The sequence below is a fragment of the Kaistia terrae genome, assembly GCF_026344005.1.
Lineage (GTDB): Bacteria > Pseudomonadota > Alphaproteobacteria > Rhizobiales > Kaistiaceae > Kaistia > Kaistia terrae.
Window position 1 is genome coordinate 209,570 of record NZ_JAPKNH010000007.1, and the last position, 23,559, is coordinate 233,128.

Genomic DNA, 23,559 nt, shown 5'->3' on the forward strand with positions numbered 1-23,559 from the left:
CCCGATCAGAATTTGGGGAAACGACGCTCGAGCATCCGCAACAGCGCGGCGATCGTGAAGCAGGCGGCGATATAGAGGCCGCTCGCGACCGTCCATGTCTCGACGACGCGAAACGTATCGACGTTGATCTTGCGGGCTTCAAAGGTCAGTTCAGGAATGGCGATCGCGGCGGCGATCGAGCTGTCCTTGAACATGCCGATGAAGGTGTTGCCGAGCGAGGGCAGCGAATTGCGCAGCATCACCGGCATGACGACCGAGATGTTGGTCTGCATCCGCGTCAGACCGATCGCCCTGCCCGCTTCGACAATGCCCTTCGGCACGGAAAGCAGACCGGCGCGAAAAACCTCGGTCAGATAGGCGCCGGCATAGAGCGCCAGCGAGCCGATGAAGCTCTCATATTTATCGAGCCGGATGCCGGTCTGGGGCAGCGCGAAATAGACGAGCAGCACCAGAACCAGCAGCGGGATGTTGCGGATCAGCAGGACATAAGTCCCGCTGATCCCGCGCAGCAGACGCGACCTGGACACGCTGGCAAAGGCTGACAGCAGGCCGATGACGGTGCCGACCGCGACGGCGGCGACAGCAAGAGCCAGTCCGATGGCGAGCCCGCCCAGAAGATGGTCGAAGCTCGCCCAGACGGCACCGAAGTGCAGCGTGTAGTTCACGGTGTGAACGGTCCAGGCTTAGCGGAATTCAGCCGGGAAGCCGATGGTCGGATCGGACGGCGACGTGCCGAACCACTTCTCGTAGGAGGCCTTGTACTGCGGGAAGGTGGTGCCGGTCATCGACTCGCGCAGCGCGATGTTGACGAAGTTCAGCCAGTCGGGATCGCCCTGCTTGACGATGCAGGAATAGGTCTGCGGGTTCCAGCTGAAGCCCGAATCCACGTAGCGACCTTCGTTCTGCTTCATATAGTAGGCGAGCGACGAGGTATCCGTCGCGGCCGCGTCGGCACGGCCGGAATTCAGCGCCTGGTACATGAGATCGACGCTCTCGAACTGGTCGACCTTGGCTTCCGGCAGGGCCGCATGGACCATGCCCTCGGCAAAGACGTTCTGCAGGACGGAGACGGTCACGGCGTTGCCGGCAGCCTTCAGCGCCGCATAGTCGGGATACTTGCCGCCGGCCACCATCATCAGGCTGACGCCCTCGCGATAGTAGGGAACGGTGAAGGCGACCTGCTGGGCGCGGGCTGCCGTCACGGTGATGAACTGGCAGGAAATGTCGACCTTGTCGGTGACGATGTTCGGGATGCGGGCGTCGGACGCCTGGTTCACGAACTCGATCTTGGTCTCGTCGTCGAACAGGCCCTTGGCGACGATCTTGGCGACGTCAATGTCGAAGCCGACCAGTTCGCCGGATTCATCGCGGAAATGCCAGGGCGGGTTGGTGCTGCCGGTGCCGACAACCAGCTTGCCGCGGCTCAGGACGTCCTGGAGCTTGCCGGCCGAAGCGGTCTGCGTGAACGACAATACCAGCGAAAGGGCGCCAAGACCCGCCGCGACCTTCAATGCAGTAGCGCGCATTTTATTCCCCTCTTTGAGGTAGCGCGACATATCCGAAGATATTCCCTGCCGCGCCACGATTAAATTAGATCGGGCGGCGAATTAAACTTCGCCTGCCCAAGCTTTCCCGACGATACTGCCAACAGAACCTCGGCGCGAGGGCCGTCTGTCCTGTCGCCGTTTCGATCCTGCGGTGCACAACGTCCCTCGCCGCAGAGTGCAATGCAAGGCGACAGCGTTTCACCTGATGGAATTTTCAACAACCGCCTTGCGAGCTTTTTCGAGCAAGGGGTGGGGCGGGTTCGCTCGAAGGAACTGCGAACCCGCGAGGCTCAGGCTTCAGAGCCCTAGAGGATGCCGCGTTCCCTAAGTTCCGCGACAGCGCCCTCGACGGCCACCAGAGTCGCGTCGACAACCGCTTCGTCATGCGTCACCGACATGAACCACGCACCGCGCTCGAGGGCACGGACGCCGCGCTGAAGCAGCGCTGTGGTGAAGGCGACATAGGCCTTCTTGTCGGAACGGGCGAGATCGCGATAGTCGTGTGCCGGGCCGTCAATGCCGAAGGCGACATGGAACACCTGCGGATAGCCGGTGACCACCGCCTTGACGCCGACCTTCTCGAACACCGCGCGCATACCCTCCATGAGCCGCGTGCCGTTGCGGTCGATGGTGGCATAAAGCTCCGGCGTCAACGACTTCAACGTCGCAACGGTCGCCGCCATGGCGAGCGGCTGCGAATTATAGGTGCCGCCATGCACCACGCCGCCCGACACGAACATGTCGAGCAGGTCGGCGCGGCCGGCAATGGCCGCGACCGGGAAGCCGTTGGCGATGGCCTTGCCGAAGGTGGCGAGGTCGGGCGTCACGCCGAAATGCGCCTGCGCGCCGCCGGCGCCGAGACGGAAGCCGGTGATGACTTCGTCGAAGATCAGGATGGTGCCGGCCTTGGTGCAGGCCTCGCGCACGCCTTCCAGATAACCAGCCGCCGGATGGATGGCGCCCGCGTTGCACATCGAGGCTTCCATGATCACGCCGGCGACGTCGCCCTTGGCAAGACGCTGCTGAAGAAGCTCGAGATTGTTCCAGGGCAGGACTTCCAGCCCGTCGATCGACTGCGGCAACTGGCCCTTGCTGCCGGCGAACGGCACCGGCTTGTCGGCAGGGCCGGCTGCGTCGAGCGGCGGCGCGGTCGACCACAGGACGTTGTCGAACCAGCCATGATAATGGCCTTCGAACTTGATGATGATCTGGCGGCCGGTGGCAGCACGGGCGAGGCGCAGGGCCGCCTGGTCGGCTTCCGAGCCGGACGAGGCAAAGCGCATGCGCTCGGCGCAGGGCACCATCTCGCAGACCAGACGGGCAGCCTCGGCCTCGACCTTCGATTGGCCGCCGAAAAGGATGCCGTGCTTCATCTGCTCGGTGACCGCGTCGCTCAGCGCCTGCGGATTGTGGCCGAGGATCATCGGGCCCATGCCGAGGTAATAATCGATGAGCTTGTTGCCATCGACGTCGAACAGATACGGGCCCTCCGCCTTCTCGAAGACGAGCGGCGTCGGCGAGATGTTCATGCGGAAATTGCTGTTGACGCCACCGGCGATCCACTGGGCGTTACGGCGGATTTCCTCCGCTGAACGCTCGAAGGTCAGCGGCTTGGACGACTGGGCGGTTTCGGTGGACGTGCTGGCCGCCTGGTTGTGGATGGTCAACGCTAGCTCCTGTGCTTGGTATAACCGTACCAAGCCAGAAGGCCCGTTTCATGTAAACGAGCGCTTGTTTCGCGTGACGGAAAAAAGCTAGATTCCGGGCGACGGAAGCAGGAATGGATTGCAGGAACATGAGCACGGAACCGGACGACCGCTACATTGTCGGTCCCGTCTTGAAGGCCCTCAAGGTTCTCGACGCAATCGCCCAAAAAGGCCATCCGGCCTCGCTGACGACGATCGCCACGGAACTCGGGCTGCCGAAGACCAGCGTCTTCCGCTATCTGCGCACGCTGAGCGCCGCCGGCTTCCTAACCTATGACGCCAATCGCGACCGTTACAGTGTCGGCATCCGGTTTCGTGCGCTGGCAACGGCGGACAAGAGCATCCAGCGCCTGCGCGAATGCGCCATGCCGGCACTGGCCGAAATCAATCGCGAGTTCAACGAGACGACCAATCTCGCCGTATTGGCCGAGAACCACGTCGTCTATATCGACATCATTGAATCGACCCGCGCGCTGCGCATGCAGGCGCGCATCGGCAGTCGCGATCCCGTTCATTCGACAGCGCTTGGCAAGGCGATCCTGGCCCGCCTGCCGCTCGACGAACGAACACAGTTGCTCTCCGACGCCCTGCCGCAACGGACGCTGCGCACGATCACGCAATTGAAGACGATCGAGAAGCAGCTTGCCGAGGCGGCGACGAGCGGCGTTGCCATCGAAATCGGCGAGAACGAGGAAGGCACGATGTGCATGGGCGTCGCCATCCTCAACGAGACCGGCTATCCGGTCGCGGCCATCAGCATCTCGGCGCCCGAGCGGCGCGTCACGACAGAGATCCGTCCGCGCATGATCGCCAGGCTGCAGGAGGCGACGACGCAGATCTCGCAAAAGCTCGCCTCGTCGCAATTGCAGCAACTGCCCGTCGACTGATTCGACCACCTCCCGGCAACACCTCTTTTCTCGACAGGCCGCTCGACGCTCCTTTGTGGGCCGTCGTCACGCCGGTGCTCGAACGTGCTTTCGCGGCAGCGGCGTGCTGTTCATTTTTTTGTTTCGTGCCGAAAAGACCGGCGACAATCCTCGCTTCGCCCATTCCCGCCGCCGTCAATGTCACGCTAGACTGCCAGCTCAGTCGGCCTGCCGGCCGCATCAAGATCCGCCCAAGCGGACCGACGCACAACGGAGGACTTCATGCTGAAATCAATCGACCCGCGCCTCAATGCGGATGTGCTGTATGCCCTGAGGGCGATGGGTCATGGCGACGAACTCGTCATCTGCGACACCAATTTCCCCGCTGATGCCGTGGCCCGCGAAACCGTGCTGGGCGAACTGCTGCGCATCGACAATGTTTCGGCCGCCGAAGCCGCGAACGCGATCCTCTCCGTGATGCCGCTCGACAGCTTTGTCGACCAGCCGGCGCTGCGCATGGAGATCGTCGGCAGCCCCGATCAGCTCCCCGACGTGCAGAACGAAGTTCAGGCTGAGATCGACGCTGCGGAAGGCCGGTCCTGGCCGATGGGCTCGGTCGAGCGCTTCGATTTCTATGAGCGCGCCAGAAGCGCCTATTGCGTCATCCAGACCGGCGAGCGCCGCTTTTATGGCTGCTTCATCCTGAAAAAGGGCGTCATTCCGCCCGACGCGCGCTAGGGCGTCTTGCCGGGTCGCGTCTTCACGCAGCCCGGCTTCCCACTTTGCTCGAAAACGCTCTAGGCCGGAGACACAACATGGCGGATAGCAGGCGCGGCGTCGCCATTCTCGGCATCTTCGTGGCGGATCTCGCCTTTCGAGCCGGACGGATGCCGGCAGTCGGCGAGACGATCGCCGGCTCCGGCTTCAAGATGGGACCGGGCGGCAAAGGCTCCAACCAGGCCGTAGCGGCGGCGCGAGCCGGCGCATCCGTCACCTTTCTCTCGAAGATTGGCAAGGACGCATTTGGCGCCGTCGCGCTCGACACGTGGAGCGCCGAGGGAATTTCCGCCCGCGTCACCCAGATGGAGGACGAGCCGACGGGCGCCGCCTTCATCTATGTGAACGAGACCTCCGGAGAAAACGCCATCATCGTCGTTCCGGGCGCGGCAGCGACCATCAGCGCCGCCGATGTCGACGCAGCAGCGGATGCGATCCGCGAGGCGGCCGTCTTCATCACCCAGCTTGAGCAGCCGGTCGCGGCAGCGAAGCGAGGGCTCGAAATTGCGCGGGCGGCAGGCGTCATCACCATCTTCAACCCCGCCCCGGCGGAGGCGTTCGACGACGCACTCTATCCGCTTTGCGACTACGTCACGCCGAACGAGAGCGAGGCGGCGTTCCTGACCGGTATCGCCGTCACGGACCTCGACAGCGCGCGAAAAGCGGGGGATGCGTTTCTCGCAAAGGGTGTCGGCACCGCCTTGATCACGCTGGGCGAGGCGGGCGCGCTGCTGCATTCGCGAGCCGGCTCGATCCACGTTCCCGCCGTCAGCGCCGGTCCGGTCGTCGAGACGGCCGGCGCGGGGGACGCGTTCAACGGCGGCTTCGCGGCGGCGCTGGCGCGCGGCGCCGATCCCATCGAGGCGGCCCGCTTCGGCTGCGCCGTCGCCGGAATCTCCGTGACGCGGGCGGGCACGGCGCCGTCCATGCCGTATCTTGCCGAAGTCGAGCCCCTGCTCGAAACGACACGGACATGACGTAGAGGCTCCAGCGCCCCCCTCAACAGGGGCGCCTTGAGGCCGCTCCGGATTGATAATGCGCCTCTAAAATAGCTGAGGCACACAGAACATATGCGCGACGTTTGATTTTTTACCTGTGAAAAGCATACTGCAGGGAAGAAAAACTTACTGATTGACGCAAGCCGAAATTGTGGCTCTTGTTGACTCCCTGTGGGGCTGACGCATACTTCGCGCGGTCTTCGCCAGAAGGGGATTGCACCGCTGGAGGGTGGTGCGGAGAACGCTGGATGCGCGATTTTCGCGGATCCAGGGTGGATGTGTGCAGGCGCGCCAGATGAGCCGTAAAACGGTCCGGCGATGCTGCTGCAAAAGCCAAAATATCATCGAAATCGGGAGGATTTTCATGAAGACGCAGGACTACGATCAGCATTCGAAGTGGCAGGCCAGCCGTCGCGGCGTCCTGAAGGGCGCCGCCGGCCTCGGCGCGCTCGCTGCGACCGGCGCGCTCGGCATGGGCGGTGCCAGCCTGTTCGCCCAGCCTGCCCTGGCGCAGGCATCCGACCTTCGCGCCCAGTTGCTGGCGGTTCCCGGTGTTGGCAAGGGCTCGCCCACCGACGCCGACTGGCAGAAGGTCGGCGAGATGGTTCTCGACGCGACCAAGAAGAACGTCAAGGAAGGCGAATTCGCCGGTGTCGAGCTGACCTTCATGGGGCTCAACAACCAGAACCTGCACAACATGCTGTTCCGCGGCTTCCTGAAGCCGTGGGAGACCTATACCGGCGCCAAGATCAACTGGATCGATCTGGCCCAGGCTGACTATAACGCCCGCCTGCAGCAGTCGATCGCTACCGGCACCGTCGATTTCGACGTCATCGAGATGGGCGCTCCCTTCGAGGGCGACGTCTGCGGCAAGGGCCTCGCGTCCGAAATGCCGGACTGGGTCAAGGCCCAGATCGAGATGGACGACTATGTCGGCTACCTCAAGGCGCCGGTCGGCACCTGGAACGGCAAGACCTATCGCGTCTCGATCGACGGCGACTGCCACACCTTCAACCACCGCACCGACGTGTTCGCCGATGCCGACCTCGCCAAGGCGTGGAAGGAAGCCGGCAATACGACCGAGTGGGAGGTTCCCAAGACCTGGCAGCAGGTTCAGGCAGCGACCAAGTTCCTCAAGGGCAAGAAGCTCGGTGGCCAAGACCTCTACGGCTATCTCGACGCGCCGAAGGCATGGGGCGGTTTCGGCTTCTACTTCCTCGGCAGCCGCGCCACCGCTTACGCCAAGCATCCGGACGACAAGGCCTGGCTGTTCGACGCCGACACGATGAAGCCGCGGGTCAACAATCCGGCCTGGGTGCGCGCCATCCAGGACGTGATCGACGCGCTGCCTTCGGAGCCGGCCGACCAGATCAACGCCGACCCGAACACCACCGCCTTCCAGCAGTTCCTCGGCGGCACCGGCTCGATGGTCTCCTGGTGGGGCGATGTCGGCTCCAACGCCAAGACCAGCGACACCTCGGTCGTCGGCGACGTCACCGGCTTCTCGATCCTGCCGGGCTCGGACGACGTCTACAACGCCAAGACCGGCCAGTGGGACAAGCTCGCGAGCGGCCCGAACTACGCGCCGAACATGGCCTTCATCGGCTGGGGCGTTTACGTCATGTCCCGCGTCGACGCGGACGAAAAGAAGAAGAAGGCGGCCTGGTCCGCTGCCGCCCATCTCGGCGGCAAGGACATCGGGCTCTGGATGTCGGCCTATCCGTCGGGCTTCCAGCCTTACCGGAACAGCCAGTTCAACATCCCGGAATGGGTTGCCGCCGGCTATGACGAGGCGTTCATCACCGCCTACCTCAACGCCAACAAGGACAGCTACAACCACCCGAACGCGGCGATCGAGCCGCGCATCCCCGGCATCTTCCAGTACTACTCGATCGCCGAGGACGAACTGGCCAAGACCTTTGCCGGTCAGGGTACCGCCCAGGAAGGCGCCGACAAGATCGCCGCTGCCTGGGAGAAGCTGACCGACCAGATCGGCCGCGAAAAGCAGATCGAGCTCTACAAGGCTTCGCTCGGTAGCTGAGCCAACGGACCCCGGCCGGCCTTCGGGCTGGCCGGCCTCTGCCGGGGCTGCCCGATGGAGGCAAGGTCTGGGGATCCTTCAGGGCTGGCGGCGCGAAGGCGTCGCCAGCCGGTTTTTTCTGCAGTGTCGTTTTCGACGCTCCTTGATGAGCAAACCCCATGCAGACGTCCCAAATTGCCGCGCCGCAGGATTTGATCGCGACGCACGACATACCCCCGGCACGTCGTTCGGCCGGCAAATGGCTGATCACGCTGGCGACCCTCGCGCTCGCCGCGATCGTGCTCTATCAGGGGCTTTATGCCGCCGGCCAGACGGAAACGGGCTTCGCCAACTGGCGGCCGGTTCTCTATGCCTATCTCGCCTGGGGCGTCGCGCTCGGCTGGGGCCAGGTGCTCATGCGCGGCGAAGGCGGCAAGCGCGCGCTGTTCGTGCTTCCGGCGATCCTGTTCACCGTCGCCGTGGTGATCTTCCCGACGGTGGCCGGGCTCTACATCGCCTTCACCGACTGGAACCTCGCCTCGTTTGACGGCCGCTCGTTCAACGGCCTCGCCAATTTCTGGGCGTTGATGCACGACAGCTACTTCTGGAACGCCCTGCGCAACATGGGCTATTATGTGCTGGCCGTGCTGGTGCAGTACGCCATCGCCTTCGGCCTCGCGCTTCTCCTCAACGCCGAAATCCGGGCGCGAAAGTTTTTCCGCGTCGCCTTCCTGATGCCGTTCATGCTGAGCCCTGTCGCCGTCGGCTGGATGGTCGGCAAGTCGCTGATGGAATATCGCTTCGGCCCGGCCGCGACGCTGGCCCGCCATCTCGGCTGGGAAAACCCCGCCTTCTTCGCCTCGCCCTGGATCGCCCGCTTCTCGATCATGGCGATGGACGCCTGGGTCTGGATCCCGTTCGTAATGATCCTGCTGCTGGCTGGCCTGCAGGCGCTGCCCAAGGAAATTCTGGAAGCCGCCAAGGTTGACGGCGCCAATGGCTGGCGCTCGTTCTGGCAGATCATCTTCCCGCTGATGCTGCCGGTCTCGATCACCGCGATCATCATCCGCATCATCTTCCAGCTGAAGCTCGCCGACATCGTCATCACCGTGACCTCCGGCGGCCCCGGCGGCTCGACTGACACCGTCTCGAGCTTCATTTTCCGCGAGTATCGCGATCGCTCGAATGTCGGCTACGGCACCATGGTGGCCGAGTTCTACTTCATCCTGATCGCCCTGTTCGTGGCGCTGCTGCTCTGGGGTTCGAGCCGCTGGATGAAGCGGGTGACAGGCTGATGGCTAGTACAATGAAAGCACAATCCGGCATGGCCACCCGTCCCTACACCTACCGCGAACCGCAGAGCGAGCTCGCCAGCAACACCAAACGCATCGCCGGCAAGGTCGCGATCTACACGCTGCTGATCCTGTGGACCTTCATCGCGCTGTTCCCGATCTACTGGACAATCACGACCTCGTTCAAAGTCGCGGTTGATGTCACCCAGGGCCATATGATCCCTTGGGTCGACTACACGCCCGACTGGCGTGGCTGGCGGTCGATCGGCTTGTCGCCGGACACCATCTTCAGCACCTCGACGGTGCGCGAAGAGTTCATGAAGCGCTTCCTGAATTCGGCCATCATGGCCATCGGCGCGTCGCTTCTGGCCGTCATTCTCGGCTCGCTCGCTGCCTACGGGCTGGTGCGGTTCGACTACAAATTCGCCATCTGGCGCAACCGCGACATCTCCTTCTTCTTCCTGTCGCAGCTGATCCTGCCGCCCGTCGTCCTCGCCATGCCTTTCCTCGTTCTCTACAAGGAACTGGCACTGCTCGACACGCGCATCGGCCTGATCGTCGTCTACACGCTGATGGTGCTGCCGATCGTTATCTGGATCATGCGCGACCAGTTCCGCGGCATCCCGGTCGAACTCGAACAGGCGGCGCTGGTCGACGGCTGCTCGACCTGGGGCGCGTTCATGCGCATCGTGCTGCCGATCTCGCTGCCGGGCATGGTCGCCGCCTTCATCCTGTCGGTGGTGCTGTGCTGGAACGAGTATTTCTTCGCAGCGCTTTTGACCTCGACCAACGCCAATACCCTGCCCGTCATGGTGGCGAGCCAGACCGGTTCGCAGGGCATCAACTGGTGGTCGATGGCGGCGCTCTCGACGGCGGCGATCGCCCCGCTCGCCATCGTCGGCATCTTCCTCGAGCGCTACATCGTCAAGGGCCTCACGGCCGGCGCGGTTAAGTAGACCGGACCGCTCAAGCAAGCCCCTCACCCCACCCTCTCCCGCTCGCGGGAGAGGGCTTTTCGGGCGGCGGGCTTCATCGACGTCGAGCCCAGTCAGGCCCGCAATGCCTCCGACATTCGCGCGAGCGAAGCCTCGAAAGGAGATCTAGCGAGGCACACAGGGGCGAGAGGCGTGTTCCCTGAACCCTCCTTCGAGGCCCGGCTCCGCCGGGCACCTCAGGATGATGAGCGAACTTTGCCCTTCTTCCCAGCCGCCGCGCCAAATTCCAGCGGCTTGGCCGCCTTGCGGAAATCAGCCCAAGGATCGACGCCGAGCGAGGCGAGCCGGGTCGGCAAATTAAGGACTGTGAAGTAGTTGGGACCGACGCCAGGACTCAGTTCGTCCCAGGCGAGAGGCGCGGAAACCGGAGCACCGGCCCGGGCGCGCGTCGAATACGGCGCCACCGCCGTCTGGCCACGTTGGTTTCGCAGATAGTCGATCAGGATTTTGCCGGGCCGCTTCGCCTTGCTGATCGTCGCGACGTAGTGGTCGGGACTGTCTGAAGCCATCGCGTCGGCGAGCCCCTTGGTAAAAGCCTTGATCTCAGGCCATTCCGCCTTCGGCGTCAGCGGCGAAACGACATGCAGCCCCTTGCCGCCCGACGTCTTGACGAAGGCGGCGAGCCCGGCGTCCTCCAGCCGTTGCCGAACTTCCTGCGCCGCGTCGATCACCGTCTGCCAATCGACACCCTCGCCGGGGTCCAGATCCATGATGATCATGTCCGGCTTTTCCCAGGCATCGATCGTCGAGCCCCAGGGGTGGATCTCGAGCACGGCCGATTGCACCAGCGCGATCAACCCGTCGAGATTCTCGATGCTGATCAGTTGTTCCACCGCATCCGTCGAAGGATCGTCGACCAGCACGATCGCCTCGTTCAGGCCCTTCCAGGCGTTCTTCTGGAAAAACTGTTCGCCGGTGATTCCGCTCGGACAGCGCAATAACGACAGCGGCCGATGCGTGATGAACGGCGCGATATGCGGCCATATCTCGGCATAGTAGTCGGCAAGCCCCTGCTTGGTGACGCCGGCATCCGGCCAATAGATCCGGTCGGGATGCGTCAGCTTGACGGTGGAGTTAGGCTCCACCTTGAGCCCCCGTTTCCTCGACGGTTTCGCTTCCATGGTGGGCGCCTCCCGTATGATCTCGCTGGCCGGCTTGTCTTCGCGCAGCCCCCGGAACGAAGCATGGCGGAGATGACCGTCCGCCGTCCAGGCGCGGAACTCCACCTCGGCCACCAGTTCGGGCCGGACAAAGCGAACCTGCCGCCTTTCCTCCGCCGTCAGCGGCTTTTCAAACGGACTTTCACTCACCCGCATGCGCTCCAGCGTCTGGAACAGGTCTTCCGCCAGCCGCGCGGAAAACCCGGTGCCGACACGACCGACATGCTTCAACGCGCCGTCCTCCTGCACGCCGAGCACCAGCGAACCGATGGCCCGGCGCGAGGTCGAGGAAGGCACATAGCCACCGATGACGAATTCCTGCCGATCGGAGCTTTTCGCCTTCAGCCAGCTTTTGTTGCGGCCGGATCGATAGGGAGAATCCAGAACCTTCGAGACGATGCCCTCAAGCCCAAGCCGCTTGGCATGGCGAAAGACGACCTCGCCGTCTTCTTCGAAGTGCTGGCTGACGCGGAGGAGCGGCGCTCCATCCGCCACGATCTGCGCCAGGACCTGCTTGCGCTCGGAAAGTGGCAGTTCACGAAGGTCATAGCCATCGAGATAGAGCAGATCGAAGACGTAGAAGGCGAAGCGATCGGAACGCCCCTCGCTCAGATCCGCCTGCAGGGCCGAAAAATCCGACGCCCCACTCGCTGTCTCGACCACGAGTTCGCCGTCGATCAGCGCCGTGCCGATGGGCAGCGCCTGCAACGCACCGACGATCTCCTTGCCGAACTTTTTGGTCCAGTCGAGACCGGTGCGGGTCAGAAGCTTTACACGCCCGGCCGCGACATGCGCCTGCAGGCGATAGCCGTCGAACTTTATCTCATGGATCCAGCGCTCGCCGGCGGGCGGCGCGTCCGTGAGCGTCGCCAGCGCGGGCTCGACGAAAGCCGGTTGCGGGCCCTTCGTCGCGCCCTTCAGTTTCGCGGGATCAGGCAACGGCGGAGACGGCGCCGCCTCGATAGTCGGCTCCGGCTTGTCGGTGACCTTTACTTTGGCCGCCGACTTGGCGACTGGCTTGGCCTTCGGAATCTTGCCGGTTTTGGACGACCAGCCCGGCGCCTCGTTCTCGACATCGGCGATGGCGCGGCCGGTCTTCACCGAATCCGGCATTTCCTCGAGGATATCCGGCGCGCCGGACGAGCGGGCTTCCTCATCCTCGGCCTTGATCAGCAGCCAGTTCTCGCGCTTTTCGCGTGGGCGCCCGTGCATCTTCACCAGATGCCAGCGGCCATGCAGCTTCTCTCCCTTCAGTTCGAATTCGAGATGGCCCTTGGCATAGCCCTTGTGCGGGTCCCCGACCGGCTCCCAGACGCCGCGATCCCAAACGATGACCGTGCCGCCGCCATACTCGCCCTTGGGAATGGTGCCTTCGAAGCCGCCATATTCAAGCGGGTGGTCCTCGACATGCACAGCGAGGCGCTTCTCTTCAGGATCGAGACTCGGCCCCCGCGTCACGGCCCAGCTTTTCAGGACGCCATCCATCTCGAGCCGGAAGTCGTAGTGCAGGCGGGTCGCATCGTGTTTCTGGATGACAAAGCTGGGCCCGGCCTTTTTGGCGACTTTCGCAGACCTGGTCGCCTTGATCGTTTTGGCGCCGGCTGGCTCCGGCGTCGTCTTGAAGTCGCGCTTGCTGCGATAGGCTTCGAGCGGCGCGGCCATATCAGCTTGCCTTGCGCCGTGGCACTACCGGCTTCGGATCAGACTTGGCAACCTTCTTGGGCGCCGCCCTCTTGTCGCCTGCCGCCTTCATCGCCCCGGCGCTTTCGCGCAACGCCGCCATCAGGTCGACCACCTTGTCGGTCTTGCGCGGCGGTGGCGGTGCGAAAGTCTTGCCCTCCAGCTTCGCCTTGACGAGATCGGCGAGCGCCGCTTCATAGCGGTCGTCGAAAGCCGCCGGATCGAATGTCCCGCGCTTGGTCTGGATGATGTGCTGCGCCAGCTCCAGCATCTCGCCTTCGATCTTCAGCTTCGGAATACCATCGAAGGCTTCCCTAGCGGGGCGGACCGCATAGTCGAAGCTCAGCGTCGTGGCGACAAGGCCATCGCCTTCGGCGCGGATCAGAACGCTGCGCATCCGGCGGAACAGCACTGCGCGGGCGATGGCTGCCGCATGGCTCTTGCGCATGCCCTCGCGGATCAGCCCGAACGCCTCTTCCGCCGCCTTGTCGCTCGGCGTCAGGTAGTAGGGACGGTCGAAGAACACGTCGTCGACCTCGTCGCTGCGGACGAACGCCTCCACCGCCAGCGTCTTGTCGCTTTCCGGCGTGGCGGCGGCGATCTCTTCCGGATCGATCTCGACATATTCGCCGGCGGCGATCTCGTAGCCCTTGATCTGGTCCTCGGTTTCAACCGGCTTGCCGGTATCCTGATCAACATAGTGCCGGCGGACCCGGTTGCCGGTGGCGCGGTTCAGCGTGTGGAAGGTGATGCGATCCGACGTCGAGGCGGCCGTGTGCAGCGCCACGGGGCAGACAATTTCGGCGACCTTGAGAAAGCCCTTCCAAACTGCCCTTGGAGCCATTTGCCGTACTCCTACGCCACGAAACGCGTGTCCCGTACCCATTCCTGACGGGCACGGACGAGGAGTCCAATGACGTTCGCGCGATTCCGTTCCGGCGGATAGCGCCAAGCCGTAATCCGGATGGTGGCGGCGCCACCATCCGGATCGCCATCCACTAGACGAACGGCGTTTCGTCCAGGAAGCGCTCCAGCACGTTCCAGGTGATGCGCGAGACGTTGTTGTCATAGTCGTTGTGCAGCAGCGAGCCGCACCAGGCGATGGAAGACGTAGCGAACAGCGCGCCGCCCGAGGGCGTCTCGCCGAAGGCCAGATCGGCGTGGACGCGCTCGTTCTGGTCGCCGCCGAGATTGGGCGGCACGACGCCGAATTCCTCGTTGACCAGCATCATCATGGCGCTGTGACCATCCGACGAGGCGAGCCGCAGCATGTTGGGCGGACCGCCGAGATTTTGGGAGATGCAATCGAGCTCGATGCCAGCCGCACCACCGCCAACCAGGCCGAAATCGCCGATGATCTCGTCCGGCACATCCTTGAAGATGAACGCCGCACGGGGATTATCCGCGTCGGGCGCGCGCCGGTAGAAGGTCGAAACATCAAAGCCCTGGGCGATGAAGCCGACGCCGGCCATGACGTTGGGCGCGCGGCCGATGCGGCGCCAGAGGCCGCCGAACTCGCCATTGAACGACTGGTAATATTCGCCGGGCTCGGCCGCCCAGGTGCGGATGCCATCCTCGGCGCGGCGCACCTCGATAACGCCGGGCTCGGTCTTGTGGAAGCCGATGCGCCAGTACCAGCCATTGCCGCCCATATACATCAGCCGGCCGCCGCGATCGATCCACGCCTTCATACCATCCCACATTGCCGTCGAATGATATTCTGGATGGGTGCCGGTGAGAATGACGCGGTAGTCGGCGAGAAGGTCGTAGCCTTCCTCGTGCAGGTCCTCGTCGGTGATCAGGTCGTAGTCGACGCCCTTGTGGTCGAGCCAGTCGAACAGATGCGTATCGGCATTGTACTGGTAGAGCGCCGAGCCGGGGCCGCCGAGCCAGGAATGATAGCGCGGCGAGAAGTTCAAATTCGGCCGCAGCCGGCTCGAATAGCAGACGCCCGAGCCATCGGCATGGGTGTCGTATTGCGAGCCGCCAAGCTCGGGGTGGTCGTACATGTAGAGATCGGCATGGCCGAAGGTGAGAAGCCGGCCCATCTGCCGCTCGGCGCCCCGCGCCGTAATGTGTTCGGCGTGGTTGCAATAGGAGAGATAGGACATGGTCGGGGCCAGCACGAGGACGGACGGGCGCTTGCCGCGCTTGGCCTTGTCGCGCGGCGGGCGGACGAAGAACGGAATGTAGGTCTCGCGCGTCGCGGTTTCGTCGCTGTCGCCGGCTGAGGCGTGCAATGCATAGGCGCCGCTCTTCAGATCGTCGGGGATCGTCAGCGAGACCGAGGTCTCCCAGCCCGCGTCATAAATGTCGTCATGGTGGAAATGCACCGCGCCGTAATGCTCGGGCTTTCGCGGCCAGGCCTGCTCCTCGCCCGTCCAGTTATGCCCCTTCATGCCGCGCGCCGGCATTTGCATCAGCTTGCCATGCCGGCCGAACGGGCCGATATCGACGGCATCGACGCTCTCGATCTCGCGGGAGAAATCCCACTGCGCGATCCGCGCCGTCTGCACATCGCGCGGAGCGATGCCGGCGAGCAGGCTGTCATGATCGGCATGGCTGCGAATGCCGGAGAGCAGGATCGGGCCGTCGATCTTGCCGTCGAAGTGCCGGCCGATGGTGCCGTCCGCTTCCGGGCGACCGGCAAGATAGAACGGCAGTGCCGACGCCTTGACGCCGAGCCGGATGCGGCCGCGGAACTGGCCGTGATCCCGGATCACGGCGACCGGGATCAAGGGGCGCTGGTCGAGCGTGACCTCGCCGCTGGCCGGGTCGAAGGTCACGGCGAGCTGATACCAATGTCGTTCCAGCATGGCGTGTTCGACGCGCACCGTTTCCGTCTCGCCCGAGCCATCGCCGATCGTCAGCGAAAGCCGGCCGTCATCGCCGATGCTGATCTGGAAGCCGGCCTGGGTGGCCGCATCCCATTGCGCGGCGATCACCTGTTCGTCGCGCGTCGGCATTGTCGGCCAGACGAAGCCGAGAAAGGAGAAGGGCTGCGCGGCAACGGCCGGCATGTCGGCGGCAATCATGTAGGAGCCGGCGTCGATGCGCTGCGGCTTGCCGGCATGGATGCCGTCGATTTCGGTCGGAATGTGCGGAAACTTCAGGCCGGGACCGGCCGGATTGCAGTCGCCGTTGACGACGCGGACCAGCCGGGCCTCAAACGTCTCCCCCTCTTCTAGCGAAAGCTTGAAGGCGATCTCCTCGCCAGGGGCGACGCTGTAGCGCTCGGGATAGCCGACGATCTTGAGCATGGAATATCATCCAGATTGGCGCATGAAACGGGATCGCCGTGGCGGCGACCTGCTGTTCGAACGGGAAGGCTCAGTCGCGGAGCGGCCGATTGATGCTTTCGCCTGTCAGAAGGCGCCAGCGGCGACGGAAGACTTCCCATTCCGCCTCTTCGATGTCGGTGAAGACGGGCCCGTCCTCGATCGCGATCGGCTCGCGCCGATCGACCGGCATCAGGCCCAGCACCCATTCCTCGAACGGGCGCTTGCAGACCAGCACGACCTGCTTGCCCGAAGGGTCGTGGCGCATCGTATTGAGGAGCCGTTGCAGGCCGGGGCTATGAGCACCGATCGGCTTCTGGCGGAATTCCTCGATGTAGTGTCGATCTATCTCTGGATCGATCTTGTAGACCATGAAGCACTCCCCCTGAACTCTACAACGGAAACTGAAGCAACTCCGACAAGACAAGACCCGCCGCGCCCAGAAGCGCCGCGCGATCTTCCGTCTCCCCAATCGCGAAGCGGATCTCCCCCCCGCTGCGCGATGGTACGAGCGCGCGAACGTGTCCGGCAATCGCCTCGGCCATGATTTCCCCGCCGCCGACGACATCGCCATGCAGAATGTAGAAATTCGGCGCCACGGTCTGCTGCAGATTGGCAATCCCCACGGCGACATTGCGCGCATAGAGATCGAGCAGGCTTGCCGCCCCCGGCACGCCGGCGCCTGCCAGCGCCACGAGGCGGGCCGAATTGATCGCGTCCGGCGCGTCGATGCCGATCGCGCGGGCCTGACGGCGCAGCCAGCCGACCGTGGCGATCGTCTCCCAGCAACCGCGCCTGCCGCACGCGCAGAGATCGCCATCGACCTGCACAAAGGTGTGGCCAAGCTCGCCGCCGGCGCCGCTCTGGCCGCGATAGAGATGGCCGCCGAGATAAAGCGCCCCGCCCAGAACCTCTCCGGTATAGACGGCGGCGAAATTCTGCATGCCGCGTCCCTTGCCGAACCAGCGGTCGCCAACGAGCAGTGCGCGCGGATGATGGTCGAGCAGGGCCGGCAGGCCGAAGCGCCGGGTCAGCATGTCGCCAAGCTCAAAGCCGTTCATCACCGGCGCGAGATTGACGGCGATGACGGCGCGGCGATCCGTGTCGACCATGCCGCCAACGGCGACGCCGATGCCGAGCGGCTCGCGATGCGCGGCGGAAAGGGTTTTTTTCGTCGCCTGCTCGATGGCGCGCGTCACCTCGGCGAGGGTCGGGTTTTCGGCGGGAAAGCGCACGCTTTCCTCGGCCGATATCGTGCCGGCGAGCGTCACGAGGCAGGTCTGGACGGCGTCGGGCATCAGCATCATGCCGCAGATCGGCCGCGCCTCCGGCGAGAACCACAGCGGACGCGCCGGCTTGCCGCCCGCCTCGCTCGGCCGGATCGGCTTGCCCTCGACGAGAACCTGCTGGTCGAGCAGAGGCTGCACGATCCCGGAAATGGTGGTGCGATTGACGCCGGCGAGCCGCGCCAGCTCCGCCCGGCTCGTCGGGCCCAGATCAAACAAGGTCTGCAGCACGCGGCCACGATTGGCCGAGCCGACCATCGAAGAGGAAAGCAGCGCACGCCCCGGCCGGGCGGTGCGGACATCGGCGGGAATGTCTTCCTCGTCCATAGGCCAACGCTGCGGGGAAGTTTCGCGCTCCAATCTGTCCTCGTCCTGCTTGCGGACGGCCAGGCGGCCGGTCTTGCGCTTCCTATACGGAATGTCGGCTGGGTGCGCGCGCTACCAGTCCGACCTCCGAATTAATTCTTAGCCGAACATCGGGTCGTTGACGAGTTAAAATGTTTGTGCGAGCCTCATACTAACAAGACGATCGAGACGCCACGACAAGCTTCGTCGGGAACCGAAGCTGTTGTTCGCACCCATAATTGCGTTCGTCATTGAAGAACGAGCTCCAGGCATAGATCTGGCGCCGAAAAACCTTCCAAGAGGAGAGTGGGAACATGAAGTCTGGATTCGATTTCAACCTTTCCCGCCGCGGCCTGCTGAAAAGCGGCGTGGCGCTGGCCGGAACCGCGGCTATCGGCGGAGGATTAATGCCCCGCCGAGCCATGGCGGCCGACAAGACTTTGCGGGTTTTGCTTGCCGGCGACCCCTTCTACTATGCAATCGAGGGCCTGAAGGGCCAGTTCGAGCAGGAAACCGGCATCAAGCTGGCAATCGAGGCGATTTCGCTTGAAGCGCTGCAGGCTCGCCTGACCTCATCCTTCATCAGCAACGAGCCGGACGCGGACGTCATCTCCGTCGACCAGATGTGGCTTGGTCAGTATCTCGAGAGCAAGTGGATCACGCCGCTCAACGAATTCATCAAGGCGGATAGCGACACCAACATCGAGGACTACATTCCCGAAGTCCTCTATTCGCTGAATACGTGGCGCGGCCAGGTCGGAACGCTGCCCGTCGCGGCCTATGGCCAGATGGTTCTCTACCGCAAGGACTTTGCCGAAAAGGCCGGCATTGCCGTGCCGGAAGACGGCAGCTGGACCTGGGAACAGTATCTCGCCGCCGTCCAGAAGATGCACGGCCAGGATTTCGACGGCCAGAAGATGAGTGGCACCGTGCTGGCCGGGCAGCAGCCAGCGCCCGTCGTCCACATGTATTCGCAGCTCGCCGCCAGCATGGGCACGCGCTGGTTCAAGGACTTCCCGGCCGGCACCCCCTGGGATTTCCAGCCGACCATCAACAGCCCGGAAAATCTCGCCGCGCTGAAGATCTTCTCCGAGCTCTACAAGAATGCTCCGGCTGAATCGGTCGGTTACAACTGGTTCGACGCTGGCATGCGCTTCGCCAAGGGCGATGTCGGCATGTTCTACTGGTGGACGCCTTATGCCTACCTTTGCAAGAAGGACGGCTATATGAGCGGCAAGGACTCAGTCGTCGCCGACAAGCTCGGCATGGCCCGCCTGCCCAAGGGTCCGGGTGAACAGGTGGTTTCGCTCGGCGGCCACAGCCTCGGCATCACTGCCAACTCGGCCAACCGCGATGCTTCCTGGCAGTTCGTCAAATGGGCGACCTCCGCCAAGACGCAAAAGGCGATGGGCCTCTACGACAAGTATGGCCACCAGTTCTCCGACTTCGCCCGCAAGTCGCTCTACAGCGATGCGGAACTCTTGAAGATCTATCCGCATCTGACCGCCCAACTCGGCGATCTCGAGCGCGGCAACGGCAAGATCGTCCGTCCGCCGGCCCCGGTCTACACGACGCTCGAGGGCATTTACGGCCTCAACCTCAACAAGGTTCTGACAGGGCAACTGACGCCGGAAGCCTGCCTCTCGGATACCTCGACCTATTTCGAGACGATCCTGAAGGGCAACTTCCTCATCCCGTATCAGCAGGCGTCCTATGCCGACACGCTGGACGCGACCAAGAGCCTGCTGAAGTCGCTTAGCTGAGTTTGGCTAGGAGCCGACGTCTTCATATCGAAGAGATCGTCGGCTCCGGGCCACGACTAGAGCAAAGAGTCCCAAGATCTTTGCTCGACTAGAGCGGACGGGGTGCTCCCTCCCCGCCCCGTTCGCTCTCTCTTTTCAATTGGAGCGTCCATGTCCGCAGTTTCCATCGCCGCGCCGCCTCGGGCGCGACGGCGCTTGCCCGACTATACGCCGTGGCTTCTCATCAGCCCGTCGATCCTGCTGCTGGTGGCGCTGATCGCGTTCCCGCTGCTGTTCGCGCTGAAAAACAGCTTCTACTTCTGGAACCTGCAGATGGGCCCTGCGCCGATGGGTTTCATCGGCCTCGACAACTACCGCATGGCGCTGTCGAACGGCATGTTCCTGGAATCGCTGCGGACGACGCTGCTGATGACGGTGGTCGGCACGACCGTGCAGTTCAGCCTCGGCCTCGCCATCGCGCTGCTGCTGTTGCGCCGGTTGCACGGCATCAAGATGACCCGCGTGCTGCTGATCATGCCGACGACCATCGCGCCGATCGTCGTCGGGTTCCTGTTCCGCTACATGTACGATCCGAATGGCGGGCTGATCCCCTGGCTGCTGACCTCGGCCGGCATTCCGCTTCCCGCCGCCGGCCTGCTCGGCTCGCCGTCGACGGCGCTCTGGGCAGTGTTGTTCGCCGATATCTGGCAGTGGACGCCGTTCTTCGCGATCGTCCTCTATGCAGCGCTGCTGGCTGTTCCGGGCGAGATCGTCGAGGCGGCGAAGATCGACGGCGTCTCGCCCTGGAAGCAATTGCTTCACATCAAGCTGCCGCTGATCCGCAAGACGGCGCTGATCATCGTCATGCTGCGCTTCATGCAGATCTTCAATACTTTCGATCTCGTCGTCGTGCTGACCAAGGGAGGTCCCGGAACGTCGAGCCGGACACTTGGCTACAGCCTTTATCAAGCCGGCATGGTCGATTTCAACATAGGCGTTTCCAGCGCCATGACGTGGATGATGGTGATCATCGTCAACGCGATCATCGGCCTGTTTGTCTTCTTCGCGTTCAAGGATTGGGATTGAGATGGAAGGCTCGGAGAGCGTCGCGGGCCGTCTGCTCGGCTATGCAGCCATGGTGCTGTTGCTGCTGGTATTCATCGGCCCAATCATCTGGTTCGTGCTGCTGGCGATCCGGCCGGCCGAAACCTACTTTTCCATGCCGCCCGTTCTCTCGTTCAAGCCGAACTGGGAATCGATCCGCTACACCTTCTTCGATCCCGGCAACAACGCGCCGCAGCTGCTGAACAGCCTGATCGTCGCCGTCGGGGCGGTGGCGCTGAACCTGCCGTTCTCGTTTCCGGCCGCCTATGCGCTGTCGCGCTACAAGATCCGCGGCCGCAAGCACATCATGCTCTGGTATCTCGGCCTGCTGATGGCGCCGCCGGTCGCCTTTCTCATCCCCTACTCGATCCTCGCCAGCCTGGCGGGCGTCAAGGGCACCTACTTCTCGATGATCCTGATCTCGCAGACTCTCACCATTCCGTTCTCGGTCTGGCTGATGCGCTCGTTCATCGACGAGGTGCCGATCGAGATCGAGGAAGCGGCCCGCATCGACGGCGCCGGCACGACGACGATCCTGCTGAAATTCATCCTGCCGATGGTGATGCCGGGCCTGATCGTCACCTCGATGTTCGCCTTCGTGTTCTCGTGGAACAACGCGGCCTTCCCGCTGGTTCTCGCCAATCGCAGCACGACGACGCTGCCGGTCGGCACGCTGCAATATTTCGGCACCGCCGGCGTCACCTGGGGCTTCATCGCCTCCGCCGCCGTCGCCGCCATGATCCCCCCCATGCTGATCTTCCTCGTGCTCGACCGCTATGTCGTCCGAGGCCTGACTTTTGGTTCCGTGAAAGGATGAAACGGAAATGACGTCATCGCGTAAAATTCGCTTCGGCGTAGTCGGGGCGGGCCTCTGGGGCTCGTTCCATTGCAAGACCCTGAGCGCCATCGACGGCGCCGAGCTCGCCGCCGTCTGCGATCTCGACCCGGCGCGCGTCGCCGACATGCAGAAGCAGTTCGGCGCGGCCAAGGCCTATACCGACTATCGCGAGCTGTTGGCTGACCCCGACATCGACGCCGTCACTGTGGCGACGCCTGATTTCGCCCATGGCGACATCGTGCTGGCGGCGATCCAGGCCGGCAAGCATGTGATGAGCGAGAAGCCGCTGGCGACGACGCTCGCCGAAGCAGAGGCGATCGCCGATGCCGCGGATCGCAGCGGTCGCAAGGTGATGGTCGATTTCCACAATCGCGTCAGCCCGGCCATCGTCGCCCTTCGCGATACGATTGCCGCCGGCGACATCGGCTTGCCGCTACATGGCGCCGCGCGCCTCTCCAACACGCTGTTCGTGCCGTTCGAGCTGCTTTCCTGGGCCAGCAAATCGTCGGCGCTGTGGTTCCTCGGCAGCCACTCCGTCGATGCCTTGCGCTTTGTCATGGGTTCCGAGGTCAAGCGCGTCCAGGCCATGGTACGCCGCGGCTTCCTCGCCTCGCAGGGCGTCGACACCGCCGACGTGCATGTCGCCGTGCTGGAGTTCGAGAATGGCGCGGTGATCTCGCTGGAAAACAGCTGGGTGCTGCCGAACGACATGCCCAACATCGTCGATTTCAAGATCGAGATCGTCGGCGAGAAGGGGCTGGTCCAGGTAGAACCGACCCAGGCAGGGCCTTTCCGGAAGTTCACCGGACCCGGTCTTCGCACGGCCGACCTCTTCGGCGTCACGCCGGCTGCCGGTGGTCGCATCGGTGGCTTCGTCATGGAAGCGATTGCCCGCTTCATTGACGCGGTCGCGACCGATGCGCCGGTCATTGCCGACGCGCGCGACGGCCTGCAAGTGACGCGCGTACTGGCAGCGATCGAACAGGCAGCCGCGTCCGGCACGACCATCACTCTGTCCGACGGCGTCGCCTGACCGTCCGCAGGCCTATCTCATGGAAAAGGGCGGCGGCGCGTTGCTTCGCGCCGCCGCTTCAACGTCCTTTGGGCTTGGTCTCCGAGGCGATGCTCTTGCGCAGGGCGTCGAGGATGCTGACGACATTGCCCTTCGTCTCCGGCGCAGCCTTGCGCGCGGCCGGCTTCTTGCCCTTTTTCTTGGCGGCGATGATCTCCAAAAGCCGATCCTGCACCGGGTCGGTGGCCATGGCGGGCGACCACGGCTTGGTGCGCTCCTGGATCAGGGTCTGCATCATCTCCATCAATTTCGGATCAGGCTTCGCCTCGCCAAGACCCTCGAAATAATTGGTCTCGTCGCGGATCTCGTCGCCATAGTGCAGCGTCCAAAGCTCGATGCCGTTTTCACGCGGCTTCAGCATCACGGCACGCTCGCGTCGATAGAGCACAAGCCTTGAAATCCCGACCGTCTCGGTTGCCGCCATCGCGTCGCGAATGACCGAAAAGGCCTCTTCGCCGACTGGATCGTCCGGCACCAGATAATGCGGCTTGTCGTACCAGATCCAACCGATGTCATCGCGCGGCACGAACATCTCGATGTCGATAGTGCGCGTGCTCTCGAGGGCGACGGAATCGATCTCGTCATCCTCGAGCATCAAATACTCATCCTCGCCGCGCTGGTAGCCCTTGACCTGCTCGTCGTCCTCGACGGCCTCGCCGGTCGCGCTGTCGACATACTCGCTCACCACCCGGTTGCCGGTGGCGCGGTTCAGCGTGTGAAAGCGGACCTTCTCGTTGTCGGTCGTGGCAGGGATCATCGCCACCGGGCACGTCACGAGCGAGAGCTTCAGATAGCCCTTCCAGAACGAACGCGGCGCCATGATGCGGCCTCCGTTGGGTTGCAACGGGGGACC

The 23,559-nt window shown here is 63.7% G+C and carries 19 protein-coding genes; 10 read left to right on the top strand and 9 right to left on the bottom strand.

All coding sequences use genetic code 11. The features are described from left to right. Nucleotides 1-5 precede the first annotated feature (5 nt). The 3 genes from OSH12_RS19290 to OSH12_RS19300 form a co-directional block, all read right to left on the bottom strand. Nucleotides 6-665: an amino acid ABC transporter permease gene (locus OSH12_RS19290; protein WP_266345234.1), complete on the bottom strand. Its 660-nt coding sequence runs from the start codon at nucleotides 663-665 to the stop codon at nucleotides 6-8. An 18-nt stretch (nucleotides 666-683) separates the two neighbouring features. Next, nucleotides 684-1,526 (bottom strand): transporter substrate-binding domain-containing protein, encoded by an 843-nt coding sequence (locus OSH12_RS19295; protein WP_266345235.1) that lies wholly within the window; start codon nucleotides 1,524-1,526, stop codon nucleotides 684-686. 326 nt (nucleotides 1,527-1,852) lie between these two features. Continuing rightward, nucleotides 1,853-3,214 carry an aspartate aminotransferase family protein gene (locus OSH12_RS19300; protein WP_266345236.1) on the bottom strand — a complete coding sequence of 454 codons (1,362 nt, stop codon included), beginning with the start codon at nucleotides 3,212-3,214 and terminating at the stop codon, nucleotides 1,853-1,855. A gap of 128 nt (nucleotides 3,215-3,342) precedes the next feature. On the opposite strand from OSH12_RS19300, the gene OSH12_RS19305 reads away from it, so the two are divergent. The 6 genes from OSH12_RS19305 (at nucleotide 3,343) to OSH12_RS19330 (ending at nucleotide 10,162) form a co-directional block, all read left to right on the top strand. Next, nucleotides 3,343-4,140 carry an IclR family transcriptional regulator gene (locus tag OSH12_RS19305; RefSeq protein ID WP_266345237.1) on the top strand — a complete coding sequence of 266 codons (798 nt, stop codon included), beginning with the start codon at nucleotides 3,343-3,345 and terminating at the stop codon, nucleotides 4,138-4,140. A gap of 261 nt (nucleotides 4,141-4,401) precedes the next feature. Then, nucleotides 4,402-4,857 (top strand): RbsD/FucU family protein, encoded by a 456-nt coding sequence (locus tag OSH12_RS19310; protein WP_266345238.1) that lies wholly within the window; start codon nucleotides 4,402-4,404, stop codon nucleotides 4,855-4,857. A 77-nt stretch (nucleotides 4,858-4,934) separates the two neighbouring features. Next, nucleotides 4,935-5,873, top strand: coding sequence for a ribokinase (gene rbsK / locus OSH12_RS19315; RefSeq protein WP_266345239.1), 939 nt, complete (start codon nucleotides 4,935-4,937; stop codon nucleotides 5,871-5,873). Between the two features lie 385 nt (nucleotides 5,874-6,258). Continuing rightward, nucleotides 6,259-7,935, top strand: coding sequence for an extracellular solute-binding protein (locus OSH12_RS19320; protein WP_266345240.1), 1,677 nt, complete (start codon nucleotides 6,259-6,261; stop codon nucleotides 7,933-7,935). Nucleotides 7,936-8,093: 158 nt separating this feature from the next. Continuing rightward, nucleotides 8,094-9,209, top strand: coding sequence for a carbohydrate ABC transporter permease (locus OSH12_RS19325; RefSeq protein WP_266345241.1), 1,116 nt, complete (start codon nucleotides 8,094-8,096; stop codon nucleotides 9,207-9,209). 11 nt (nucleotides 9,210-9,220) lie between these two features. Continuing rightward, complete coding sequence (locus OSH12_RS19330) at nucleotides 9,221-10,162, top strand: carbohydrate ABC transporter permease (RefSeq protein WP_380224928.1); 942 nt, start codon at nucleotides 9,221-9,223, stop codon at nucleotides 10,160-10,162. 215 nt (nucleotides 10,163-10,377) lie between these two features. On the opposite strand, the gene ligD is transcribed toward OSH12_RS19330, so the two are convergent. The 5 genes from ligD to OSH12_RS19355 form a co-directional block, all read right to left on the bottom strand. Continuing rightward, nucleotides 10,378-13,023 (bottom strand): DNA ligase D, encoded by a 2,646-nt coding sequence (ligD, locus tag OSH12_RS19335; RefSeq protein WP_266345242.1) that lies wholly within the window; start codon nucleotides 13,021-13,023, stop codon nucleotides 10,378-10,380. Nucleotide 13,024: 1 nt separating this feature from the next. Continuing rightward, on the bottom strand, nucleotides 13,025-13,885 hold the full coding sequence (ku, locus tag OSH12_RS19340; protein WP_266345243.1) for a non-homologous end joining protein Ku: 861 nt from the start codon (nucleotides 13,883-13,885) through the stop codon (nucleotides 13,025-13,027). A gap of 154 nt (nucleotides 13,886-14,039) precedes the next feature. Beyond that, on the bottom strand, nucleotides 14,040-16,301 hold the full coding sequence (locus OSH12_RS19345) for a N,N-dimethylformamidase beta subunit family domain-containing protein (protein WP_266345244.1): 2,262 nt from the start codon (nucleotides 16,299-16,301) through the stop codon (nucleotides 14,040-14,042). A 70-nt stretch (nucleotides 16,302-16,371) separates the two neighbouring features. Further along, nucleotides 16,372-16,692 carry a hypothetical protein gene (locus tag OSH12_RS19350; protein ID WP_266345245.1) on the bottom strand — a complete coding sequence of 107 codons (321 nt, stop codon included), beginning with the start codon at nucleotides 16,690-16,692 and terminating at the stop codon, nucleotides 16,372-16,374. A gap of 19 nt (nucleotides 16,693-16,711) precedes the next feature. Next, on the bottom strand, nucleotides 16,712-17,932 hold the full coding sequence (locus OSH12_RS19355) for an ROK family protein (protein ID WP_266345246.1): 1,221 nt from the start codon (nucleotides 17,930-17,932) through the stop codon (nucleotides 16,712-16,714). Nucleotides 17,933-18,264: 332 nt separating this feature from the next. Between OSH12_RS19355 and OSH12_RS19360 the strand changes: the two genes are divergently transcribed. From OSH12_RS19360 to OSH12_RS19375, 4 genes are all read left to right on the top strand, one after another. Further along, complete coding sequence (locus OSH12_RS19360; RefSeq protein WP_266345247.1) at nucleotides 18,265-19,713, top strand: extracellular solute-binding protein; 1,449 nt, start codon at nucleotides 18,265-18,267, stop codon at nucleotides 19,711-19,713. Between the two features lie 150 nt (nucleotides 19,714-19,863). Further along, nucleotides 19,864-20,778, top strand: coding sequence for a carbohydrate ABC transporter permease (locus tag OSH12_RS19365; RefSeq protein ID WP_266345248.1), 915 nt, complete (start codon nucleotides 19,864-19,866; stop codon nucleotides 20,776-20,778). A gap of 1 nt (nucleotide 20,779) precedes the next feature. Beyond that, nucleotides 20,780-21,613: a carbohydrate ABC transporter permease gene (locus OSH12_RS19370; protein ID WP_266345249.1), complete on the top strand. Its 834-nt coding sequence runs from the start codon at nucleotides 20,780-20,782 to the stop codon at nucleotides 21,611-21,613. Between the two features lie 7 nt (nucleotides 21,614-21,620). Further along, a complete protein-coding gene (locus tag OSH12_RS19375) occupies nucleotides 21,621-22,667 on the top strand; it encodes a Gfo/Idh/MocA family protein (RefSeq protein ID WP_266345250.1) in 1,047 nt (348 codons plus the stop codon). Nucleotides 22,668-22,725: 58 nt separating this feature from the next. Here OSH12_RS19375 and ku (OSH12_RS19380) read toward each other — a convergent pair whose 3' ends face one another. Further along, on the bottom strand, nucleotides 22,726-23,526 hold the full coding sequence (gene ku, locus OSH12_RS19380; protein ID WP_266345251.1) for a non-homologous end joining protein Ku: 801 nt from the start codon (nucleotides 23,524-23,526) through the stop codon (nucleotides 22,726-22,728). Nucleotides 23,527-23,559: the final 33 nt, after the last annotated feature.

Excerpts from the sequence above, each read along its gene's own strand:
- OSH12_RS19355 (WP_266345246.1), bottom strand. The coding sequence starts at position 17,932 with ATGGACGAGGAAGACATTCCCGCCGATGTCCGCACCGCCCGGCCGGGG.
- OSH12_RS19310 (WP_266345238.1), top strand. The coding sequence starts at position 4,402 with ATGCTGAAATCAATCGACCCGCGCCTCAATGCGGATGTGCTGTATGCC.
- OSH12_RS19305 (WP_266345237.1), top strand. The coding sequence starts at position 3,343 with ATGAGCACGGAACCGGACGACCGCTACATTGTCGGTCCCGTCTTGAAG.
- OSH12_RS19325 (WP_266345241.1), top strand. The coding sequence starts at position 8,094 with ATGCAGACGTCCCAAATTGCCGCGCCGCAGGATTTGATCGCGACGCAC.
- OSH12_RS19365 (WP_266345248.1), top strand. The coding sequence starts at position 19,864 with ATGTCCGCAGTTTCCATCGCCGCGCCGCCTCGGGCGCGACGGCGCTTG.
- OSH12_RS19360 (WP_266345247.1), top strand. The coding sequence starts at position 18,265 with ATGAAGTCTGGATTCGATTTCAACCTTTCCCGCCGCGGCCTGCTGAAA.
- OSH12_RS19350 (WP_266345245.1), bottom strand. The coding sequence starts at position 16,692 with ATGGTCTACAAGATCGATCCAGAGATAGATCGACACTACATCGAGGAA.
- OSH12_RS19375 (WP_266345250.1), top strand. The coding sequence starts at position 21,621 with ATGACGTCATCGCGTAAAATTCGCTTCGGCGTAGTCGGGGCGGGCCTC.
- OSH12_RS19345 (WP_266345244.1), bottom strand. The coding sequence starts at position 16,301 with ATGCTCAAGATCGTCGGCTATCCCGAGCGCTACAGCGTCGCCCCTGGC.
- OSH12_RS19320 (WP_266345240.1), top strand. The coding sequence starts at position 6,259 with ATGAAGACGCAGGACTACGATCAGCATTCGAAGTGGCAGGCCAGCCGT.
- OSH12_RS19295 (WP_266345235.1), bottom strand. The coding sequence starts at position 1,526 with ATGCGCGCTACTGCATTGAAGGTCGCGGCGGGTCTTGGCGCCCTTTCG.
- ku (WP_266345251.1), bottom strand. The coding sequence starts at position 23,526 with ATGGCGCCGCGTTCGTTCTGGAAGGGCTATCTGAAGCTCTCGCTCGTG.
- OSH12_RS19370 (WP_266345249.1), top strand. The coding sequence starts at position 20,780 with ATGGAAGGCTCGGAGAGCGTCGCGGGCCGTCTGCTCGGCTATGCAGCC.
- rbsK (WP_266345239.1), top strand. The coding sequence starts at position 4,935 with ATGGCGGATAGCAGGCGCGGCGTCGCCATTCTCGGCATCTTCGTGGCG.
- ku (WP_266345243.1), bottom strand. The coding sequence starts at position 13,885 with ATGGCTCCAAGGGCAGTTTGGAAGGGCTTTCTCAAGGTCGCCGAAATT.
- ligD (WP_266345242.1), bottom strand. The coding sequence starts at position 13,023 with ATGGCCGCGCCGCTCGAAGCCTATCGCAGCAAGCGCGACTTCAAGACG.
- OSH12_RS19330 (WP_380224928.1), top strand. The coding sequence starts at position 9,221 with ATGAAAGCACAATCCGGCATGGCCACCCGTCCCTACACCTACCGCGAA.